Genomic DNA, 15,836 nt, shown 5'->3' with positions numbered 1-15,836 from the left:
TTATGACAGATGCATTTATTTGCGATGCGATTCGCACTCCATTTGGTCGTTATGGTGGCGCTCTCAGCAGTATTCGTGCTGATGATCTCGGCGCGATTGTGCTAAAGGCCTTAATGGTACGCAATCCCACTGTAGACTGGGGCTTAGTGGATGACGTGATATTTGGCTGCGCTAATCAAGCCGGTGAAGATAATCGCAATGTGGCTCGCATGAGTAGCCTCTTGGCTGGGTTGCCAGTGGAGGTTTCTGGAGTGACATTAAATCGCTTATGTGGCTCGGGTTTGGATGCCGTTGGTTCAGCTGCGCGCGCAATTAAATCGGGCGAGACTAGCTTCATGATTGCGGGCGGGGTAGAAAGTATGAGCCGCGCTCCTTTTGTGATGCCCAAGGCTGAGAGTGCCTTCAGTCGCAACAATGCGGTCTATGACACAACCATTGGCTGGCGTTTTATCAACCGATTGATGAAAGAGCAGTATGGGGTTGATTCCATGCCAGAGACGGCTGAGAATGTTGCGATCGATTTTAAGATTGAGCGAGAGGCCCAAGATCGTATGGCTATGCGTAGCCAGCTACTGGCATTAGCTGCCCAACAGGCGGGTCACTTGGCACGCGAAATTTGTGCTGTGACAATTGCCCAGAAGAAAGGCGATGCACTGGTCGTTGATAAAGACGAGCATCCGCGTGCAACCAGCGCAGAAGCATTGGCTAAATTGAAGGGGATTGTTCGCTCCGATGGCTCGGTAACCGCTGGTAACTCTAGTGGCGTCAATGATGGGGCTTGCGCACTATTGTTATCAAATGAGGCCATGGCAGTTAAAAACGGATTAACTCCAAAAGCGCGAGTAGTCGGCATGGCAGTCAGTGGAGTTGCCCCGCGCATTATGGGCATTGGCCCCGGGCCTGCAGTTGAAAAAGTATTGGCACTCACAGGCTTAAAGCTTGAGCAGATGGATGTGATTGAACTCAACGAAGCATTTGCTGCCCAAGGACTAGCAGTGCTACGCTATCTTGGTTTATCCGACGATGACGCGCGTGTAAATGCCTGGGGTGGCGCCATTGCCCTAGGCCACCCACTGGGTGCTTCTGGAGCCCGCTTAGTGACTACGGCTATCAATCGCTTGCATGCTACTGGCAGTCACTACGCTTTATGTACGATGTGTATTGGGGTTGGTCAAGGAATTGCCTTAATTGTTGAGCGTGTTTAATGCTATTTGCAGTAAAGTAGTTCTAGTATTTTTAATCACTATAAAAAAGAATTCTGATGTCTCATCACGAAAAATTAATTGCAGCCTTTGAAGCTTATAAAGCGGAAAATGAAAAGTTCCAGGAAAAAGGCATTAAAGCATCTGCTGCTAGAGCTCGTAAGGCACTTCAAGAAATTGCTGGCTCTTGTAAAGAGCGCCGTAAAGAAATCACAGCGCAAAAAGAGGCTTTAGAAGCTAAGCCAAAAGGCGAAGGTATGTCTCAAGATGCTGCACGTCACGCGCACATCCGCAGATAATTGCTGCAAATATAGAAACCGCCTGCGGGCGGTTTTTTTATTGCATCAAGTTAAAGATCAATATTTTCTAGGGAAACATGTTCTAGATGGCGTGTGTCAGCCCATTGCCCAACTTCCCATCCGCTTCCATCATGAATGAGCCAGTTAAATGACGCATTCGGGACGGAGGCTGCGCGTTTCGCATTCAATGCCTCACGTCTTGCCAGTCTATGAGCCATATCTAAGACGCCCCCATGACTTACAAGCAGAATGGTTTTTCCAAGATTGGCTTGGCGAATCTGCTCAAGTGTATCTTGAACCCGTTTTGCAAATTGAGAAATACTTTCTCCACCATTGAGATCATGGTCTATGTCTCTAGCGAGGTGTGCTTCCCATACTTGGGGCTGCTGATCGGGAGCCTCGACTACAGTGAGCCCTTGCAAGGCCCCGAAGTGGCGCTCTCTCAAGCCCTGATGGGGAATTGCGTCTACATTAAATAGATTCACAATGGCATTGGCGGTATCAGCAGCTCTCTGTAGATCACTTGTATAGAGCGCATGAAATTGCAAGTCTGAGATCTTCATAGCTTGCGCCAATTGCAGAGCCTGCGCTTTGCCACGTATGTTTAGTGGAGTGTTCGTCATGCCTTGCAGGCGTCGTTCCACATTCCAGGCGGTTTCTCCATGACGTATGAGGCAGAAGCGAGTTGTATTCATTCACTAATGATAAAACGGCATTAAAAAAGCCCCGTGTGGGGCTTATTCATTATGCTGCTAATAGATTGAGCTTATTTAGGGCCCTTTGGATTTTGTCTTTTTCTTTTGGTTTAGTACTTGTCTCAAGCAATTTTGTTAGTTGTGCAAGATTGAGTGGACCCAATCGGGCTTTACCGGTTTTGGTAAGCATAGAGTCATTTTTGCGATTGCGTTGATTTTGGCCTACAGCCATGATGGTGTCCTAGAGTATTGGAATGATAAATCCGAGGGTCCAACCCAAGAGACTTCCCTAGCTAGGGCGCAGAATAGTGATCACTGATCAGCATAACAGCTATATTCCCCTGGCGTATCATAAGAATGTTAGATTCATGTTTTACTGATCGAATCAAGGCTGAGTAAAAGCTGAAAGCACATTATGAATAAATTTTTATATCCTTTGTTACTCATGAGCCTCAATTTGATGGCTTGCGCTGCAGTGTATACCGACGCATCTGACGCTAATCATGTCACTTATTTGAATAGCAGTGATGAGTCGATTGCACAGTTAAATCAAAAAGCCACCTTGTATTGTGCTCAATACGGCAAGGTTGCCTCATTCAGAAAAACCGATAGTGCTCTGGTTGCGGTTTTTGACTGCAGCTACCAAAAATAAGACTAGTTAACCCGCTAAGTCTGACTGATAAATGAGACCCGCATGCTCTCGTAGGGCATGGAATTGAATGGATTCCCAGCGTTGCTGCGCAACATCTAGTTCTGATTTGTGAGAGGCTAAAAATACAGATGCACCAACGACATCTTCGGCCATGCGGTGAATATTTTCTTGGGTAAATTTCTTGAGCGCCACAGGATCATCAGAGCTTACCCAACGCGCTAGACTGTAACGAGCAGGAAGAAGCCTCACCTCAGCACCATACTCAGTTTGCAGGCGATGACTCACCACCTCAAATTGCAGTTGACCAAATGCACCTAGTAGCATGGTGCCACCAGTCATCGGCCTGAAAACTTGAATCGCACCTTCTTCGCCCAGCTGCATTAACCCGGTTCGCAATTGCTTGGAGCGCAAGGGGTCGGCCGACTCAACCATACGGAAAATTTCAGGAGCAAAAAATGGCAAGCCAGTAAATTGCAATTGTTCGCCTTCAGTCAGCGTGTCGCCTAAGCGGAGCAGACCATGATTGGGCAGGCCTATGATGTCACCCGGGAAAGCCTCGTCCAAAATGTCACGGCGTTGCGATAAAAAGGAGAGGGCATTGTTGGTGCGAACTTCTTTACCATTGCGGCAAATCTTGAGTTTCATGCCGCGTTGGAAGTGGCCAGAGCAGATACGTAAGAAGGCAACTCGGTCGCGATGCGCTGGATCCATATTGGCCTGAATCTTGAAGACTACGGCCGAGAATTTATTTTCTGCGGGGCTGACTTCACGTTGCAATGCTTTGCGTGAACCTGGCGATGGCGCGAGCTCAACTAGGGTATTCAAAATTTCTCGCACCCCAAAATTATTAATCGCTGAGCCAAAAAATACAGGGGATTGGCGGCCTGCTAAGAAGGCTTCGCGGTCAAATGCAGGCATGGCATTTTTAATTAAATCAACTTCAGCTAAAGCATTCTCTAGATCATCGCCCAAGCGCTCTTTGAGCGCCGGATCATTGATATCAACGATGGCGTGTGAGTCTTCAGTAACACGATCTTCACCCGCTTTAAACATCCGCATTTGCGAGTTCGCAATATCAATCACGCCCGCGAAAGATTTGCCCATGCCGACAGGCCATGTGAATGGCACTACTTCAATACCAAGTGCAGATTCAATTTCATCCATTAATTCCATGGGCGGCTTTACTTCGCGATCCATCTTATTAATGAAGGTAACAATAGGTGTATTACGAGCACGACAAACCTCAAGCAAGCGCAAGGTTTGAGATTCAACACCATTGGCTGCATCAATTACCATTAAGGCAGAGTCAACCGCGGTTAATACCCGATACGTATCTTCAGAAAAATCTTGGTGACCTGGCGTGTCTAATAAATTGATGATGCAGTCACGGTATTCCATCTGCATCACCGAGCTTGCTACCGAAATGCCACGCTGTTTCTCAATTTCCATCCAATCTGAGGTGGCATGTCTACTGGCTTTACGAGCCTTCACACTACCGGCAATTTGAATTGCTCCAGCATAAAGGAGCAGTTTTTCAGTCAGCGTAGTCTTACCCGCATCTGGGTGAGAGATGATGGCAAAACTGCGGCGGCGAAGAACTTCTGCGCCGGGAGTGCTTGATGAAATAGTATCGATGGTAATTCTGCCCTTAATCTAGGTCTGGACAGAATTATAAGCGGGTACTGCCTTCTCAGAACTGCTCTTCAGGTCTCAGAAAGCGCCATTGCCCAGGTGGCAGTGGACCCAGTGAAATTCGACCCATTCGCACACGCTTTAAGCCGATGACCTTAAGACCCACCATTTCACACATGCGGCGAATCTGACGTTTACGGCCTTCTCGCAGCACAAAGCGTAACTGATCTTCGTTCTGCCAACTTACTTGGGCTGGTTTGAGGGCAACGCCGTCTAGGGAGAGGCCATGTTTGAGTCTATCTAAATCCTCAAATGAAAGTGCACCCTCTACTCGCACTAGATATTCTTTTTCAATTGGGCTGTTCTCGCCGATGAGTAGTTTGGCAATACGACCGTCTTGTGTAAGAACAAGCATGCCGGTTGAGTCAATATCTAAACGGCCAGCAGGCGCTAGGCCGCGGGTATTAAAACGTGGACTACGACCTTTATCCAGAGGACTACCAAAGTAGTTGTCTGGGGTGATAAGGGATGCGGCTGGCTTATATTCTTGTTCGTCGTCAAAGTGAGAAATAAAGCCCACCGGCTTATTTAAGATCACAGTTACTCTAGAGGCCTGCTGTGCTTTTGCAACCGATTGCAACTCAATCTTTTGATGGCGAAAAGCCCGGACGCCCAGCTCATTTACTACTTCGCCGTCAACCGTCACCAGACCTTGTTCAATGTAGGAATCGGCCTCACGGCGAGAGCAGAGGCCCAACTCAGAGAGTAGTTTTGAAACGCGAACTTTTTCTTCCATGGGGACATTATCAAGCAAATGGCTAACTTATTGATTAAATCCGGGCATAGATGCTAGACGCGTACGATATGCACGCTACAGGTCGCTTCCTCAACAATTTTGGTCATGGAGGTTCTCCAGGGCGCTACTTTATTAGGTAGCTTATGAGAGCCTCCAATAATAATCAAAGAAGCCTCATTGTCTTTGGCAAACTCAACAATGCGGGTTGCCGGATCTAGCGCTTCTAGAACATGATATGAAATCCGCTCGGGAGGAAGTTTAAGTGGTTTAGCCCATTCCATGAGTTGCACGAGATGGTTACGCACTATACCGCTGGCAGTTTGACTTTCTTGATTGCCCTCAAATGTGGGTGTGCTTGCAATAGTGCTAAGACAGACGAGGCGACCTTCGGGATAGACTAACAGAACATTTTTAGCAGTCATTTGCATGCGTTCACGCAATTCTTGATCTGACTGGCGTGTGTCGATAGCCGCAATAATGAGTGGTGCATTTTGATTGCCCTTGCTTGGGCGTGGGCTGGGGGAGGGTTCATAACCCGCAGCACTAAACCAACGCTTCATACTCTCCCAGAGACTGACCGGGGCAACACGTTCAGAGCGCTCTGTCAGCGTAATGGTATCTGGTTCGCGCAATGCTTGACGTAGTTGGGTAGCGCTTTGATAGCGATCATCTGCTCTTGCCTCCAAGCAACGTAATACAACCTCTTGTAGCCAGCGAGGAATTTCTTTGCGAATGGCGCGTGGCGGGAAAGCTTCGGCCCACATTCGCTTGCGTAAGCCACTCATGGTCTGCGGATTGCCAAATGGAAGCTGACCTGTAAGTAATTCATACAAGATCACGCCAATAGAGAAAATATCACTGCGATAGTCAGAGCGAATTCCAAAAACTTGTTCGGGTGCAATGTAAGGCGCCGAGCCGATGCCTTTTCGCATTTCTTCGGCCAGCAAATCAGGAAAACGTTCATGATGTGAAAGGCCAAAATCAATTAGACTTAATTTGCCCTTCTCATCAATCAAAATATTGTCGGGCTTGATATCAAGATGAATAGCATCTTGAGAGTGTAAAGATTGCACTGCCTGAGCTAAATCCGCTCCTATCTGAATCACTTCTTCAATGCTAAATTGCTTGCCCTCTTTGATCTGGTCTTCTAAGGGGTGGCCACCGACCCGCTCCATTGCTATGTAGGGACGGGTTGCCATATTGCCAGAGCCTAAATATTGGGGAACATAAGGGCTCTTGAGAGCTCGCAAGATGGTTAATTCAGTTTCAAATCCAATCAAGCTTTCTACGGGCTGATCCCTGCCAACCCGTGGAATTTTTAAAAGAATGGGGAGATCAATGCCTTCTTTGGTTGCAGAAAATAAGCTGGCCATACCTCCGCGATGCACTTCTTTGCCCAATACAAAACCATCGACCACCTTGCCTTCTTGAAAGATATCGTCAACTGCTTCGATGTTTGGCCTGGCATCCATGAGCAGTTTATTTGCCAGTAATGAGGCGATTGGCTAGCTCTTCAGGTAGGCCAGCACTTCTTACTTTTTCTGCGGCTGTAAAGTGATCATAGGGCACACGGTGAAACGTCAGGGCTTCTGTAGCAGGCTCAAGGATAGCAAAACAGGCCTCAGGATTACCATCCCGTGGTTGCCCAAGAGAGCCCACAACACCGACCCATTGGCGATGTTTCATCACTGGAATTTCATCACCTGGATGGGGTGCAAAGCGAATGAGTTTGCCTACAGCGCTTTGATAAAAGAGGGCTTGCTCGTGGGCATGGCCAACAAAGGTATATGTGGTGCCAGAGCTTTGTGCACATTGCCAAGCGCTCATGCTATCGGTAACGTAATTCCATTCAGACGGGTTATATGCTGATGCATGCACAAAGCATCGATCTTCTTCATGAATGATGAGGGGTAGATCTTTTAAAAATTGCACCTGCGCACTGCTTAATTGTGTCTTTGTCCAAGCAATAGCAGCATTTGCATGGGGATTCATCTGATCGCGATAGTCTTTAAAGACTGCTTCATCATGATTACCAACAATTGCAATTGCTTTTTTTGCAGCCACTAGATCGCCAATACGATCGACGAGCGCGCAAGGATCTGCGTTATAGCCTACTAGGTCCCCCAAAAAAACCATGCGCGTCACCCCAAGCTCTTGCGCCTTAGCCATACAGGCTTCATAGGCTTCTAAATTGCTATGCAGGTCGGCAAAAAATCCAATACGTTCAGTCATCCTCAAATGATAGGACAAAATGGAAGTGGGCGGCTAATATGGATTGGTTTCGTTTAAAGGACGGTTTTTAAAACGCTTATGAACCCAATAATATTCTGCCGGTCGTAAACGAATCTCTTTTTCAAAATACTCATTCAGCTTGGCTGTATCAGCCACTGGATTGTCGGTTGGAAATTGCTCGAATGGTTTGCTAATCGAGCATATATAGCCACTTTCATCTGCTTTGAGAGTGGTAATCATCAAGCAAACTTCCGCCCCAGTGATAGATGCGAGGCGCGAAATAGCGGTAATCGTATTTGTCGATATGCCGAAGAAAGGTACAAAAGCAGAATCTTTTAGGCCCAAATCGATATCAGGCGCAATGATGATGAAATTACCCTTACGAATTTCGCGGATCAGCTCTAGAGAATTTCCCTGGCGATCTATTGAGTTGCCACCAAAGCGATTGCGCCATTCCACAATTTTTCGATTAAAGAATGGGCTTTTCATTCTTTGAAAAAATCCCGAGGTTCTAGGCCAACCCTTTTCTTTCGAGAGCGCGCTCAAAATAATACTGCCCTCAATTCCAGTGAAGTGCATATTAACTAATATACGTGGTTTCTTATCCTTTAGATCAACTGCTGATTGCACTTCAATCATGCGACTTAATTGCTGTGAGCTACCGCACCAGATCACGCTTTTTTCCACCAGACTTCTGCCTAGCAAACGCCAGTGTTGCTTGCTTAAGACCTCAATCTCGTGGGAGTTCAAATTTGGAAAACACAAATGCAAGTTGGTTTTAACAACCCGATTGCGTTCACCCGGTATACGGGCCGCAATATACCCAAGACCATACCCTAGCGCTACCAATAATTTATAAGGAAGAATTGATAGGATTTTTAAAAAAGCAACTACGGTGTAATTTGAGAGAGTCTGAAGCAAATTATGTAGACTCGATTTCATAACGACTCAATGTCTCTGGGTAGCGCATAGCCAATTCTTCGGATGAGCTAATAGACATGCCAAGATCATTCACAAGGCCTGTTTCGAGGCGATATGTCCAGCCATGAACAGTAAGATCTTGTCCGCGTGACCAAGCATCTTGGACAATCGTTGTTTCACAAACGTTGACCACTTGCTCGATCACATTGAGCTCGCATAAACGGTCTTGTCGTTTTGGTGTTGGTATGAAATCGCCTAAGTAACGCTCGTGTTTTTGGTGGACATCTTTTACATGGCGCAACCAGTTGTCGGCAAGGCCTACGCGGCGGTCGCTTAAAGCGGCATGTACACCTGCACAGCCATAGTGACCTACTACCAAAATATGCTTAACCTTAAGCAAGTCGATCGCAAACTGAATGACTGATAAGCAATTTAAATCGGTATGAACGACTACATTTGCTACATTGCGATGAACAAATAATTCACCGGGTAATAAATCAACAATTTCATTAGCAGGTACGCGGCTATCTGAGCAGCCAATCCAAAGATATTCGGGAGCCTGTTGAGAGACAAGGCGCTGAAAGAATTCGGGATCTTTAGCAACCATGCTTTGCGCCCAAACACGATTATTGGTAAATAGCTGTTCTAAAGGTTTGGAGTTCTTCATAATGATGTTTTCAGTTTAAAGCACTTTTATGACGCCAATTTGGTTGAAACAAACTTCTACAGGTATTGCGCTGAGCTTGCACTGCCAGCCGGGTGCTAAACAAACTAAGGTTGTTGGCTTGCATGATGGCTGCTTAAAAATCTCTTTACAAGCCCCTGCGCTAGAGAACAAGGCAAATGAATTGCTTTTGGCTTGGCTTTCAAAGCAATTAAAGGTGCCGCAAAAACAAATTCAGTTTCTATCTGGTCAAAATAGCCGCGTCAAAAGAGTGGAAATTTGGGGCTCTATTACGCCTGAGCAAATCGTCCAGATCCTGAGCCCCTGAGGTTCACCAGAAGATTGCCCACAGAATTCCCAAAATAAGTACCCATTTACCAATGTAATAAACAGAGCGGTGTTTTGCTTTGAGCTTCTTGGCCTGCGCTCTGAGTTGGTAAAAATACCAAAAGAGTCTATTAACAAACCCTACTTGCTCTCCTACCTCATTTTGCGAGGATGCAGCACTCATGACGTAGCGACCAAACCAGCGATTAATCACTTGTACCAGCTTGGTGTAAACGGGGCGCTCGACATCACAGAACAAAATAATCCGCTGTTGATCGGTTTCATTCGCGGCAAAGTGAATATAAGTCTCATCAAACATCACCGGCTCGCCATCTTTCCAGAAATAACGCTCCCCATCTACTTCGATAAAGCATTTAGGATCGTTCGGCGTGACTAGGCCAATGTGATAACGCAAAGAGCCGGCATAGGGGTCACGGTGTCTTACCAAAGTGGCGCCAGGGGGTAGTGAGGCAAACATGGCGGCTTTGACTGCAGGGATTGAGTTCAATAAAGCGACTGTTTTGGGGCATTTAGCCTGCGCCGATGGCATTTCTTTGCCGTACCAGCAAAGGTGGAAGCGCTTCCAGCCCGTCCGAAAGAATGAGTTAAAGCCGATATCGTTATAGCCAGTTGCCACTGCAATTGCACCGTCACTGTTTAAAGAAAGGGCCTCGTCGCGGATGATTTGCCAGTTATCCTGCAACACTTGCATTTCTGGAAACTGTTCAACAGGAATAAACGCACCCTTTTTGACTTTTGAAAAAAGGTACAAAAGCGTATTAATGGGAGCAAGTAGTACTTGATAGTCCATTAAAGAGCGAACCAAGCCGAAACGCACCTTACCTCGGAAATATACAAATAATGCTGAGGCAATAAAAATAAAAAAGACGATGTGGCGCACTTGCATAGGGTTTACCAATAAGGATGAATCCTTGTATTTTATTTCTTGCGGCTAGCGATTGCTATCTTTTCTCTACTGGATATACCCCTATACTTAAAGTATATGAATAATATGTTTAGCGATAGGCATCTAATTGGTGCGTAGTGCCCTATTAATAAGGAAAAACAGATGAATAAATTCATAAAAACCCTTCTAGTTCTTATAGTTATTGGCTTGGCGCTCTTGGCAGCCTATACCTGGGCAATGCTCAATTGGAGCTATGGCAGCGGTGAGCGCGCTGGATATGTGCAGAAATTTTCTAACCGCGGGTATCTCTGCAAGACCTGGGAAGGTGAGTTAGCAATGGTTTCCATGCCTGGAACAATGTCAGAAAAATTCTTTTTCACAGTCCCGAGTGATGCTGTGGCGCAAAAAATTAACGCTAATTTAGGTAAAAAGGTCACATTGCAGTATCAACAACACATCGGTCTTCCAACAACATGTTTTGGGGATACGGAGTATTTTGTCTCGGATATAACTGTTTTGGATGACCCAAATCAATAAGTAGTAAAAATTGCTGTAGCGCAACTTTATTTTTGTAATTTTTTATGGTTAAAATCATGTAAGCGTAATGTGCGCTGACATCAATATATATAAGGAGCTTCACTTGAACAAAGCAGAACTAATCGCAGCTATTGCTGACGATGCTGAGATCTCAAAAGCCAAAGCTGAATTTGCATTGAATTCTGCTATTGAGCAAATCATTAAGGCTGTTACTAAAGGTGATTCAGTACAACTGATCGGCTTCGGTACTTTTGCTTCTGGTAAGCGCGCTGCGCGTATGGGTCGTAACCCAAAAACTGGCGAGCCACTCAAAATTGCTGCTGCTAAAACTGTTAAGTTCTCTGCTGGTAAAGCATTTAAAGATTCAGTTAACAAGCGTAAGAAGTAATTCTTACTTTGTTAGAAAAAAGCCCGGCATGCCGGGCTTTTTTATTTCTGCAAATAGCTAGGATCTATAAAAAATCTCAATCCAATTTAGCTTTGAACCAAGCGGCGATGGCGATGAATGCTCATTAATATTCCAGCACCAAAACCTAGCGTTACTAAGGCAGTGCCACCATAACTGATGAACGGCAGGGGTACTCCGACCACCGGAAGTAGTCCACTTACCATGCCAATATTTACAAATGCATAGGTAAAGAAAATTAAAGTGACTGATGCACCTAAGAGGCGGGTAAATAAATTGGGGGCGCTTGCTGAGATCGTCAAGCCTCTTTTGATGAGTGCAAAAAAGAGCGCCAATAAAATAAAGTTGCCAAGCAAGCCAAACTCTTCTGAATACACTGCAAATACAAAGTCGGTATGTTTTTCTGGAATAAATTCTAAATGGGCTTGAGTGCCCTGAAACCATCCCTTGCCAAAGAAGCCGCCAGAACCGATGGCGATCATTGATTGAATGGTATGAAATCCTTTTCCAAGAGGATCGCTGCTTGGATCAAGCAAGGTACAGACTCGATGCTTTTGATAATCTTGAATAAATGGCCAGGCTATATCCGGTTGACAGATCGTGCCGCCAAAAATAATGATGAGCAAAATCCCAACAACACCAATTGCAACAAAAGGCAAAATCCATTTCCAGGGTAGGCCAGCCAAAATGATGACGTAAAGACCTGCTGCAAAAACAAGGAGTGCGGTACCTAGGTCGGGTTGACGTGCAATGAGTAGAACAGGGATGCCCAGAATCACTGCAGCAACACCATAGTCCCAAGTCTTAATAATGCCTTCTCGTTTTTGGAAGTACCAAGCCAACATGAGAGGCATGGCAATTTTCATAATTTCAGAGGGCTGAATGACAACGCCAATATTGAGCCAACGGCGCGCCCCTTTTTTAATTAATCCAAAGGCAGCTACTGCAACTAACAATAGAACGCCCAAGCTATAAATCCATACTGCAGCAAGCTCTAACCATTTTGGCGGGATCCGAGAAACAATCCACATCACCACAAAAGATAATGCAAGATTACGCAACTCATCTTCAACCAATACGGGCGTATTTTGACTTGCAGAAAGAAAAGTTAAAAAGCCAACCGTCGCCAAGCCAAGTAAAATAAGGCCTAAGCGTCGATCTAAACCTTCAAAAATATAAAAGAAGGCTTGGCGTAATTTAGTTATGGGGCTCTTTTCCATTCAGGAACCTCCTTAGGCCATTTGCCTTCAATGTAGTAATCCAAGGCTTTGCGAGCAATCGGTGCAGCATATTGCGCACCAAAGCCTGCATTCTCTACAACCATCGCAATAACGATAGTTGGTTTGTCAGCAGGCGCAAATGCTTCGAACAAAGCATGATCGCGGAGAAACTCTGCAGTGGCGCCATGTTTGTAATCTTTCGAATTCAAACTAAAGACTTGAGCTGTTCCAGTTTTTCCGCCAGAGGTATATCCAGCTCCTTGAAACGCAGCTGCAGATGTCCCGGAGCGATTGACTTCAACCATGGCATTTTTGATCACTTCAATGTTTTCTGGTTTGAGCTCAATTCGATAGCTTTCCTTGGGCGTGGTCAGGGTGCGATTTCTTGTAAAGGGATCTTCAATTGCCTTCACTAAGTGCGGCTTCATGACGATGCCGTTATTCGCGAGGTTTGCCATTGCGTGTGCTAATTGCAAAATCGTGAAGGCGTTATAGCCCTGCCCGATTCCCAATGAGATCGTTTCGCCTTCATACCATTTTTGCTGCTCTGGTTTTTTAAAGGTATTCTTTTTCCAAGTGGTAGATGGTAGGACGCCTTTTGCTTCACCTTGTAAATCGATGCCAGTGATTTGGCCAAAACCAAATGGCTTCATAAAGTCCGCAATCATATCTACACCCATATCGCGCGCTAGCATGTAGTAATACGTGTCACACGATTCAACAATCGACTTTTGCATGTCCACAGTACCATGGCCACCTTTTTTATCATCGCGGAATGTGTGATTGCCAAAATCAAAGTAGCCGGGATCAAAAATAGTTTGTGATGGAGTGCGCTTTTTATTCTCCAAGGCGCCTAATGCCATAAATGGCTTGTAAGTAGATCCGGGTGGATAAATACCTTTTAGTGGCCTGTTATAAAGTGGTTTTTGTGGAGAGTCATTCAGCTCCTTCCATGTCACTGAGTCAATGCCTTCCACAAAATCATTTGGATTGAAGTTGGGTTTAGAGACGAATGCCAGGACATCACCCGTTTGAGGTTCGATTGCTACAAATGCGCCACGAAAGTTTCCATAAAGCTGTTCAACTAAATATTGCAATTTGATATCAACAGACAGAATGACATTTTTGCCTGGCACTGAAGGTGAGCTTGAAAGTGTGCGCACAGGTTTGCCACCAGCAGTAATTTCTACCTGGTCGTAACCTGGTACGCCACGCAATACAGTTTCATAACTTTGTTCTAGACCAATCTTGCCTACGTATTGAATGCCTGGCAAAAAAGATGCCTGAAGTGCATCAGGATCATCGGCTTTAGAGTCTTCAATTTCGGCTTGCATGCGTTCTTTGTCGCGCTGTGAAACGCGCCCAATGTAACCAATGAGGTGGGAGGCCAATTCGTTATACGGGTACTCTCGGAAGCTTCGGGCGCGGATTTCAACACCTGGAAAGCGGTAACGATTGGCCATAAAGCGGGCAGTTTCTGCCTCGGTTAGCATTGAACGAAGGGGAATTGTCCCCATTTTTCGAGAATCTTCTAGAGAACGCTTGAAATTGCGTCGGTCTCTGGGGGAAATGAGCACGATTTCAGATAACTGATCAATTAATTCGTCCACATTCCCTTGAACCTCTTCAGCATTGATATCTAAAGTAAGGGCGGAATAGTTTCGTCCAATCACAATTCCGTTGCGATCAATCAGCAAGCCACGGCTAGCTGGTGCTGGCACCACGGCAATGCGATTGTTTTCTGCTAGAACTGCATATTTATTATGGCTAACCAATTGCAGCCAAACTAGTCGGGTAATTAGCAGAAAAAAGCAAAACGTGACAAACCAGGTTGCAATATGAATGCGCTCTTGGAACGAGTCTAAGTCTGGCTTTTTAAAGGAAACCATTGGCTTTAGATGGGGCGGTTGTGATCAACGTCAGTTGGCCGACGTTGGGGCGCAAGCAAGATTCGCGTCGCAAGTGGCCACAACATAGCTTCAATGCTTGCTTGAATCGCGCCCGTTAAAGCCCACCAATAGAATTCCCCGCTAAGCATCCAGTGCACTAAGACTGGAAATAAAGAAACTAAGAGGAAGATTGGCAGTAGGTGAAAGGCCTGCGTAAAAACTGCTAATGCAGTAATGCGGCGATGCCAAGAGATGGCGATATAGGCTACCAGCGAGTAACTAAATGCATGCAGGCCAAGCAGATCGGAGTTGTGTACATCCATTAGCAGGCCGAATAAGAAGGCCCATACAACGCCTACATAGCGGTGCTGATGAATATTCCAAAACACAATGCAGAGAATGAGCCAATCTGGCACCCAACCGTAGTTTCCGATTGGTAGGAGATTAAGCATTAAGGCGCAAAATAAACTGAAGTAAATAAATACAGGGTTTACTGGGCGAAGAATGTAGCCGCTTTGAAAGTCGATCATTGCATTCCTCGGGCGCGGGTCTGGCGACGACCGGGCGCATTATTGACTGGGGCCCCAGTCTTATTGGAGCTGGTGGAGGCTTTTGCCTCCCATTTTGGGTCGTAAAGGAAGGCCAAAGCCTGGCGATAGCGATTGACAGGAGCAACTGGTTCGCAAAATACGTTCGAAGAGTTCTTGTCTGCATTACGCTCAATACGAGTAATGATCGCCACTGCAAATCCTGGCGGGTATACGCCATCAATTCCGGAGGTCAATAAAACATCTCCTACTTCTAAATCACTGGCAACGGGCAGATAGCGCAGCTCTAAAGGATTGCCGCGCCCCGCACCAAATACGGCGGCTCGAAGGCCATTGCGAGCGACTTGCACTGGTACGGCAAAATCACGATCTTCTAGCAAAGATACTTCTGCAGAGTGATCGTAGATGCGCACCACCTGACCAAGAATGCCATCATCATTCGCAATCGGATTACCAAGTTTGAGTCCATCATCGGTGCCACGATTAATTACAACGCGTTGTGAGATTGGATTTGGTGGGTTAAACAAAATTTCAACAGGCAAGGTTTTGAAAGAAACCTGTTTTTGTAAGTCCATGAGCTGACGTAAATTCTGATTCTCTACTTGGAGGTATTCGGATTGAGTGGCAAGCAGGGAGAGCTCCGCTTGACGTGCTTTCATTTCTCGATTCTCTTGATCTAAAGTTCCGCGAGTAGTGAAATAGTCTGAGCTAGCTTCAATCAAGTTCCGGGGCGCCATCATGATGTATTCAAGTGGACGCAATACCCAATTCACATTGTTGCGAATCGGATCGAGGGCTTTAAAGCGAAAATCGATCAGCATTAATGCAATGCTGATCGACAGACAGACAATCAGTTTTACTAAGGCGGGAATGCCCTGTCTGAAAAGTGGAGGGGCGCTATGTCGCAAT

General features: G+C 45.9%; 19 protein-coding genes. 6 read left to right on the top strand and 13 right to left on the bottom strand.

The annotated features are described in order from the left end of the window. The first annotated feature begins 2 nt into the window (after positions 1-2). Together pcaF and BOQ04_RS09165 are read left to right on the top strand one after the other, a co-directional pair. On the top strand, positions 3-1,205 hold the full coding sequence (gene pcaF, locus BOQ04_RS09170; RefSeq protein ID WP_076024441.1) for a 3-oxoadipyl-CoA thiolase: 1,203 nt from the start codon (positions 3-5) through the stop codon (positions 1,203-1,205). Between the two features lie 56 nt (positions 1,206-1,261). After that, a complete protein-coding gene (locus BOQ04_RS09165) occupies positions 1,262-1,501 on the top strand; it encodes a hypothetical protein (protein WP_076024440.1) in 240 nt (79 codons plus the stop codon). A 50-nt stretch (positions 1,502-1,551) separates the two neighbouring features. Here the strand turns inward: BOQ04_RS09165 and BOQ04_RS09160 are convergent, their stop codons facing one another. After that, positions 1,552-2,196, bottom strand: a complete 645-nt coding sequence (locus BOQ04_RS09160; protein ID WP_076024439.1) for a histidine phosphatase family protein — start codon at positions 2,194-2,196, stop codon at positions 1,552-1,554. Between the two features lie 49 nt (positions 2,197-2,245). Further along, the gene (locus BOQ04_RS09155) at positions 2,246-2,428 is read right to left on the bottom strand and encodes a hypothetical protein (protein ID WP_076024438.1); all 183 of its coding nucleotides are present in this window, start codon (positions 2,426-2,428) and stop codon (positions 2,246-2,248) included. Positions 2,429-2,611: 183 nt separating this feature from the next. Between BOQ04_RS09155 and BOQ04_RS09150 the strand changes: the two genes are divergently transcribed. Further along, entirely contained in the window at positions 2,612-2,848 is a 237-nt protein-coding gene (locus tag BOQ04_RS09150) for a hypothetical protein (RefSeq protein WP_076024437.1), read from the top strand. Between the two features lie 6 nt (positions 2,849-2,854). On the opposite strand, the gene BOQ04_RS09145 is transcribed toward BOQ04_RS09150, so the two are convergent. The 6 genes from BOQ04_RS09145 to can all read right to left on the bottom strand — a co-directional run bounded on the left by BOQ04_RS09145 (position 2,855) and on the right by can (position 9,096). Continuing rightward, positions 2,855-4,474, bottom strand: a complete 1,620-nt coding sequence (locus tag BOQ04_RS09145; protein WP_076024436.1) for a peptide chain release factor 3 — start codon at positions 4,472-4,474, stop codon at positions 2,855-2,857. 64 nt (positions 4,475-4,538) lie between these two features. Continuing rightward, the gene (locus BOQ04_RS09140) at positions 4,539-5,276 is read right to left on the bottom strand and encodes a pseudouridine synthase (protein WP_076024435.1); all 738 of its coding nucleotides are present in this window, start codon (positions 5,274-5,276) and stop codon (positions 4,539-4,541) included. A gap of 53 nt (positions 5,277-5,329) precedes the next feature. Next, positions 5,330-6,748, bottom strand: a complete 1,419-nt coding sequence (locus tag BOQ04_RS09135; protein WP_076024434.1) for a protein kinase domain-containing protein — start codon at positions 6,746-6,748, stop codon at positions 5,330-5,332. A gap of 7 nt (positions 6,749-6,755) precedes the next feature. Then, complete coding sequence (locus BOQ04_RS09130) at positions 6,756-7,508, bottom strand: metallophosphoesterase family protein (RefSeq protein ID WP_076024433.1); 753 nt, start codon at positions 7,506-7,508, stop codon at positions 6,756-6,758. Between the two features lie 33 nt (positions 7,509-7,541). Further along, positions 7,542-8,450, bottom strand: coding sequence for an LpxL/LpxP family acyltransferase (locus BOQ04_RS09125; protein ID WP_233126755.1), 909 nt, complete (start codon positions 8,448-8,450; stop codon positions 7,542-7,544). Then, positions 8,431-9,096, bottom strand: coding sequence for a carbonate dehydratase (gene can / locus BOQ04_RS09120; protein ID WP_076024432.1), 666 nt, complete (start codon positions 9,094-9,096; stop codon positions 8,431-8,433). Before can ends, BOQ04_RS09125 begins: the two co-directional genes overlap by 20 nt. Before the next feature lie 28 nt (positions 9,097-9,124). Here can and BOQ04_RS09115 point away from each other — a divergent pair, with 28 nt between their 5' ends. Beyond that, on the top strand, positions 9,125-9,421 hold the full coding sequence (locus BOQ04_RS09115; RefSeq protein ID WP_076024431.1) for a DUF167 domain-containing protein: 297 nt from the start codon (positions 9,125-9,127) through the stop codon (positions 9,419-9,421). 3 nt (positions 9,422-9,424) lie between these two features. Here BOQ04_RS09115 and BOQ04_RS09110 read toward each other — a convergent pair whose 3' ends face one another. After that, positions 9,425-10,321, bottom strand: coding sequence for an aspartyl/asparaginyl beta-hydroxylase domain-containing protein (locus BOQ04_RS09110; protein ID WP_233126773.1), 897 nt, complete (start codon positions 10,319-10,321; stop codon positions 9,425-9,427). A gap of 168 nt (positions 10,322-10,489) precedes the next feature. Between BOQ04_RS09110 and BOQ04_RS09105 the strand changes: the two genes are divergently transcribed. Next, positions 10,490-10,864 (top strand): hypothetical protein, encoded by a 375-nt coding sequence (locus tag BOQ04_RS09105; protein ID WP_076024429.1) that lies wholly within the window; start codon positions 10,490-10,492, stop codon positions 10,862-10,864. A 103-nt stretch (positions 10,865-10,967) separates the two neighbouring features. After that, complete coding sequence (locus tag BOQ04_RS09100; RefSeq protein ID WP_015422181.1) at positions 10,968-11,252, top strand: HU family DNA-binding protein; 285 nt, start codon at positions 10,968-10,970, stop codon at positions 11,250-11,252. Positions 11,253-11,338: 86 nt separating this feature from the next. On the opposite strand, the gene rodA is transcribed toward BOQ04_RS09100, so the two are convergent. Genes rodA through mreC form a run of 4 tightly spaced genes read right to left on the bottom strand, consistent with a single transcriptional unit; the run spans position 11,339 to position 15,835 of the window. Continuing rightward, the gene (gene rodA, locus BOQ04_RS09095; protein WP_076024428.1) at positions 11,339-12,490 is read right to left on the bottom strand and encodes a rod shape-determining protein RodA; all 1,152 of its coding nucleotides are present in this window, start codon (positions 12,488-12,490) and stop codon (positions 11,339-11,341) included. After that, positions 12,472-14,379, bottom strand: a complete 1,908-nt coding sequence (gene mrdA / locus BOQ04_RS09090; protein ID WP_076024427.1) for a penicillin-binding protein 2 — start codon at positions 14,377-14,379, stop codon at positions 12,472-12,474. The genes rodA and mrdA overlap by 19 nt, the downstream gene beginning before the upstream one ends. Positions 14,380-14,384: 5 nt before the next feature. Beyond that, a complete protein-coding gene (gene mreD / locus BOQ04_RS09085) occupies positions 14,385-14,909 on the bottom strand; it encodes a rod shape-determining protein MreD (protein WP_076024426.1) in 525 nt (174 codons plus the stop codon). Further along, positions 14,906-15,835 (bottom strand): rod shape-determining protein MreC, encoded by a 930-nt coding sequence (gene mreC, locus BOQ04_RS09080; protein ID WP_076024425.1) that lies wholly within the window; start codon positions 15,833-15,835, stop codon positions 14,906-14,908. Before mreC ends, mreD begins: the two co-directional genes overlap by 4 nt. Position 15,836: the final 1 nt, after the last annotated feature.

The organism is Polynucleobacter sphagniphilus (assembly GCF_001953355.1).
Taxonomy (GTDB): domain Bacteria; phylum Pseudomonadota; class Gammaproteobacteria; order Burkholderiales; family Burkholderiaceae; genus Polynucleobacter; species Polynucleobacter sphagniphilus.
Note: the sequence above shows the minus strand (reverse complement) of the source record. Positions and strands in the feature narration are given on the sequence as shown.

Excerpts from the sequence above, each read along its gene's own strand:
- pcaF (WP_076024441.1), top strand. The coding sequence starts at position 3 with ATGACAGATGCATTTATTTGCGATGCGATTCGCACTCCATTTGGTCGT.
- BOQ04_RS09165 (WP_076024440.1), top strand. The coding sequence starts at position 1,262 with ATGTCTCATCACGAAAAATTAATTGCAGCCTTTGAAGCTTATAAAGCG.
- BOQ04_RS09160 (WP_076024439.1), bottom strand. The coding sequence starts at position 2,196 with ATGAATACAACTCGCTTCTGCCTCATACGTCATGGAGAAACCGCCTGG.
- BOQ04_RS09155 (WP_076024438.1), bottom strand. The coding sequence starts at position 2,428 with ATGGCTGTAGGCCAAAATCAACGCAATCGCAAAAATGACTCTATGCTT.
- BOQ04_RS09150 (WP_076024437.1), top strand. The coding sequence starts at position 2,612 with ATGAATAAATTTTTATATCCTTTGTTACTCATGAGCCTCAATTTGATG.
- BOQ04_RS09140 (WP_076024435.1), bottom strand. The coding sequence starts at position 5,276 with ATGGAAGAAAAAGTTCGCGTTTCAAAACTACTCTCTGAGTTGGGCCTC.
- BOQ04_RS09135 (WP_076024434.1), bottom strand. The coding sequence starts at position 6,748 with ATGGATGCCAGGCCAAACATCGAAGCAGTTGACGATATCTTTCAAGAA.
- BOQ04_RS09130 (WP_076024433.1), bottom strand. The coding sequence starts at position 7,508 with ATGACTGAACGTATTGGATTTTTTGCCGACCTGCATAGCAATTTAGAA.
- BOQ04_RS09125 (WP_233126755.1), bottom strand. The coding sequence starts at position 8,450 with ATGAAATCGAGTCTACATAATTTGCTTCAGACTCTCTCAAATTACACC.
- can (WP_076024432.1), bottom strand. The coding sequence starts at position 9,096 with ATGAAGAACTCCAAACCTTTAGAACAGCTATTTACCAATAATCGTGTT.
- BOQ04_RS09115 (WP_076024431.1), top strand. The coding sequence starts at position 9,125 with ATGACGCCAATTTGGTTGAAACAAACTTCTACAGGTATTGCGCTGAGC.
- BOQ04_RS09105 (WP_076024429.1), top strand. The coding sequence starts at position 10,490 with ATGAATAAATTCATAAAAACCCTTCTAGTTCTTATAGTTATTGGCTTG.
- rodA (WP_076024428.1), bottom strand. The coding sequence starts at position 12,490 with ATGGAAAAGAGCCCCATAACTAAATTACGCCAAGCCTTCTTTTATATT.
- mrdA (WP_076024427.1), bottom strand. The coding sequence starts at position 14,379 with ATGGTTTCCTTTAAAAAGCCAGACTTAGACTCGTTCCAAGAGCGCATT.
- mreD (WP_076024426.1), bottom strand. The coding sequence starts at position 14,909 with ATGATCGACTTTCAAAGCGGCTACATTCTTCGCCCAGTAAACCCTGTA.